This window comes from Brachyspira sp. (assembly GCF_050873525.1).
Taxonomy (GTDB): Bacteria; Spirochaetota; Brachyspiria; order Brachyspirales; family Brachyspiraceae; genus Brachyspira.
In genome coordinates this window covers 1-3,190 of the sequence record NZ_JBNMIZ010000263.1, presented here as the reverse complement: position 1 = coordinate 3,190, position 3,190 = coordinate 1, and the positions used below count along the sequence as shown (strand labels likewise).

4 protein-coding genes are annotated in these 3,190 nt (G+C 30.1%); 2 read left to right on the top strand and 2 right to left on the bottom strand.

All coding sequences use genetic code 11. The features are described 5' to 3' along the window. Positions 1–68: 68 nt before the first annotated feature. Positions 69–1,685, top strand: coding sequence for a peptide ABC transporter substrate-binding protein (locus tag ACR0QS_RS12285; RefSeq protein ID WP_432633743.1), 1,617 nt, complete (start codon positions 69–71; stop codon positions 1,683–1,685). 148 nt (positions 1,686–1,833) lie between these two features. After that, positions 1,834–2,091, top strand: a complete 258-nt coding sequence (locus ACR0QS_RS12280) for a hypothetical protein (RefSeq protein WP_137998268.1) — start codon at positions 1,834–1,836, stop codon at positions 2,089–2,091. Between the two features lie 85 nt (positions 2,092–2,176). On the opposite strand, the gene ACR0QS_RS12275 is transcribed toward ACR0QS_RS12280, so the two are convergent. Continuing rightward, positions 2,177–2,503, bottom strand: coding sequence for a retropepsin-like aspartic protease (locus tag ACR0QS_RS12275; protein ID WP_432633742.1), 327 nt, complete (start codon positions 2,501–2,503; stop codon positions 2,177–2,179). Between the two features lie 29 nt (positions 2,504–2,532). Continuing rightward, a complete protein-coding gene (locus ACR0QS_RS12270; protein ID WP_432633741.1) occupies positions 2,533–2,838 on the bottom strand; it encodes a hypothetical protein in 306 nt (101 codons plus the stop codon). Positions 2,839–3,190: the final 352 nt, after the last annotated feature.

The following is a 3,190-nucleotide window of genomic DNA, read 5'->3' as shown; positions in this document are numbered from 1 at the left end:
ATTTTTTTATTGACTAATAATTTATTTTTGTTTATAATATTCTAAAATAAAAATTGAGGGTATTCATTATGAAAAACAAATTATTATTTTATTCGTTATTTATTTTCGCCGCGCTTTTCTTATTTGTTTCATGCGGAGTAAATGCAAAAGAAGACGGAATTAAGATTAATGTCGGTCCAGAACCTAAAACCATAGACCCGACATTAAACAATGCAGTTGACGGAAGCATTTATATTCAACATGCTTTTGAAGGTTTGGCAACGAGAGATAAAGAAAATAAAATAACAAGCGGCGTTGCGGAAAGATGGGATATAAGCGAAGACGGTTTAACCTATACTTTCTATATAAGAGAAAATGCAAAATGGTCGGACGGACAAAAAATAACGGCGGACGATTTTGTTTATTCTTGGAGAAGAGCGGTTGACCCTAAAACTGCTGCGGAATACGCTTATCAATTCGAGCCTGTTCTTAACGCAATGGATATTAACGCAGGTAAAAAGCCCGTTGAATCTTTGGGAATAAGAGCGATAGATGAAAATACTTTGGAAGTTCAATTGGCTACTCCTACGGCTTATTTTATCGAACTTGCCGCTTTTCCAACTTTCTACCCATTAAGAGAAGATATTATAGAAGAATACGGAGACGACTGGACTTTATCGCCCGAAACATATATTGGAAACGGTCCTTTTATTTTAACCGAAAGAAGAACTGACGATAGTCTCGTTATGGAAAAAAATACAAATTATTGGAATGCCGATTCTATAATTCCCCAAAAACTCGTATTCGTATTGATGCAAAACGAAACGGCGGCAATGGCGGGAATTAAAGACGGTTCTCTACATTTTTCAAGAACTCCGCCTCTATCCGATATGGAAACTTTGCAAAACGAAGGTTTAATGTATATTTCCCCATATATAGGAACTTATTATTATTGTTTGAACTGGACAAATAGAACATTAAGAGATATTAGAGTTCGTAAGGCTTTGGCTTTGGCTATAGATAGAAATTATATAGTTAAAGAAGTAACAAAAGGCGGACAAGTTCCAGCCGCGGCTTGGGTTCCAAACGGAATAAGCGATACTGAAGACGCGGACGGAGATTTTAGAAAAGTCGGCGGAGATTATTACAGCGTAAAAGATGAAGATTTGCAAAAGAATGTCGAAGAAGCGAAGAGACTTTTAGCCGAAGCGGGCTATCCAGAAGGAAGAGGTTTTCCCGTTATAGAATTTAAATCAAACGCTGGAAATCATATTCCTATATTCGAAGCGATTCAGCAAATGTGGAAAGAATATTTGAATATAGATTCAACTGTATCTCAAGAAGAATGGGCAACTTTCCAAACTACTAGACTGCATAAAGAATTTGTAATCGCTCGTCATGGATGGATTGGAGATTATAACGACCCTATGACTTTTTTGGGCGTATTTTTAAGCTATAGCGCGCAAAATGACGGCGGTTATTCAAATAAGGCTTATGACGATAATTTGAAAATCGCTATGTCGACTATAGACCAAAAAGTTAGAATGGAAGCTATGCATAAAGCGGAAGATGTATTGATGGGAGATATGGGACTTATACCGATTTATTTTTATACCGAGCCTTTAATGGTAAGTAAAAAATTGTCGGGCGTGGTTTACGACCCTTTAGGCTGGCATAAATTCTTTTACGCTAAATTAGCCGAATAATTTTTTTAAATATTTTCATTCATAATACAGGAGCGGCTTTTAATTAAAGTCGCTTCTTTTTATTTATTGTGTAGGTTTGGCTTTCTGCCGATTGGTAAAAACTTGAAAAATGAAATATTATTGATATACTTAATTAAGAGGTTAAATTATGTCCACAAGAGAAGAAATACAAAAAGAAGTCGACAATAATTATCAGTTCTTCTTAAAAGAAAAAGATAAAATTCCAAATTATTTACTTGACAAATATGTTTTAATAAGAAAAGAGGAATTTATAGAATATTTTGACAGCATTGACGATGCGATAAAATATGCAAAAATAAAATATGAAGATAATTTATATTCCGTTCAAAAAGTAAACGATTTGCCGATAAATTTGGGATTTATGGGAAATATGCTAAATGCCTAAAATTACGCTTAATTTAATATATTATAAACTTCGGAATTTAAAACCTACTTATTTAATTATAATAAAATTATTAAATTTTGTCAAATTATATATTAAAAATAAAAATATTATCGGACACTATTAAACATCCTTTGCTTATTATATCCATGCCTATTATTATATCAAAATCGGTATTATCGGCTATTTCCAACGCTTTAATTTTTTGTTCAAAATTTATTTCATTTTTATTTAACGGAATTATTAAATTAATTTCATAAATATTAACTATACTTAATCCCGTAGGAGTTTGTAAACGAGTTTTAGAAATGGGAATTAAATTTAATTGTTTAGCTATTTTTCCTATTATAGCGCTTACAGTTGCTCCCGTGTCAAATAAAATCTTAACGGGAGTTTTTATTTCATTATCCTGCATAATAAAAGCGTCAGCCAATAATTGATTGTTTAATCTTTTAATATCATCATTTTAGTAGCGATAAAATTATTGCTTAATTTTCTATTTAGAAGACTGATAATATAAGTTTCAAATGTTTTTATATTTATAGATTTTATCAAATACTCTTCGCATTTTATATCGTTCGATTTTAAATAAGAAATATAGAAAACATAAAATGATTTTAAGCAATGTTCTGAAGTGATTAAAGTCGCTTCGCTTTTATAGATAGCGCATCTTTCTAAATAATCTTTAACGAGATTAAAATCGTTTATATCGTTATAGCCATATAGACTATAGTTTTTAGCATATAGCATAAAAACTCCTTAATTTAAATTTTTGTTCGACAAAAGCAAATCAGCTTCAAAAAAATAAATTAAGTTATTTAAATAATCGACTTTGGAATTATTAAAATTTATATGAAATTTATTTATAATTTTTTTTAATTTTTTTTATTTTAACTATTGACATTTTTTATTTTTTCGACTATAATACATATATAAAGATAAAAATTATAGAGAGATAATAAATGATTAAACAGTTATTTTTTTATGACATAGAGAGCGAAAATTCAAACGAGTTCGGAGCATTTTTCAAGTTCGACTCTACTATAATTTTTATCTCATCAAATTGTTTGAATTTTTCTCTTGCTAAAAAAATCGTTAAAAT